Origin of the sequence: Thalassoglobus sp. JC818 (assembly GCF_040717535.1) — a bacterium.
Classification (GTDB): domain Bacteria; phylum Planctomycetota; class Planctomycetia; order Planctomycetales; family Planctomycetaceae; genus Thalassoglobus.
Genome location: NZ_JBFEFI010000035.1, coordinates 1 through 880 on the forward strand (window position 1 = coordinate 1; position 880 = coordinate 880).

At 53.6% G+C, this 880-nt stretch carries 1 protein-coding gene; it reads left to right on the forward strand.

Annotated features, from left to right (window positions below):
• The coding region (locus AB1L42_RS23830) for a transposase (protein ID WP_367062743.1) at nucleotides 1-842 on the forward strand (842 nt) is incomplete at its 5' end.
• Nucleotides 843-880 lie beyond the last annotated feature (38 nt).

Here is an 880-nt window from a genome sequence, read left to right on the forward strand (position 1 = left end):
TGAATGTGTTGTTGGAAGTGGCAAAGCTGTCGCTCCGGATTGGACGCAAGTATGTCGAGCCGTATTCGCACGCGAAGAGTCCCAAGAAGTTCACGCAGGAACAACTCGTCACGTGTCTGGTTTTGCGAGCCTATCTCAAAACGACCTATCGCGGCGTTGTCGAAATTTTGGAGGTTTCCGACGTCCTCCGAAAAGCCCTCGGACTGCGGCGGATTCCACACTATTCGACGCTAAAGAAGTTTGCTGATCGCAGCGGAGTGTTGGACATCGTGGACGCGATGATTTTCGAAATCGTCCAGCAATTCGGTCAGAGCGAAGTCGAAGCAGCGATCGATTCCACGGGGCTTGAAACGACCTCAGCGAGTGCTCATTACAAAACTCGCAGCGGCAAGCAACGCAAGAAATTTATCAAGGTGTCGGTCTGCGTGTTGGCGGGTTCGCTCTTGCCGAGTGGATTAGCAATCAGTTGGGGACCAAGCAACGACAAGTCCGAAGCTGGTGAAGTCTTGGCGAAGGCGTCGAACTCGTCGACACCGACACGGTTGTTTGCAGATGCCGGCTATGACGCGGAATGGGTTCATCGTTTTTGTCGCGAAGAGTGGCGAACCGAAAGCATCATCAATCCAGCTGTTCATCGCAGCGACGGTAAGCTGAATGGCGAGTACCGCTCACAGATGACCAGGACAGAACTCGAAACAAAAGGATACGGCAGACGCTGGCTTGTGGAATCATTCATGAGCGGATTGAAGCGAACCACAGGTGCCGCACTCTCAGCCAGAAGCGAGAAAGCCCTGTTCGTCGAAGCCGCCCTCAAAGTCCTCGCCTACGCCCTGAGGCGTTAGCCAAAGATCCGAAGCCGTCATTTGTTTTCAACACAGCA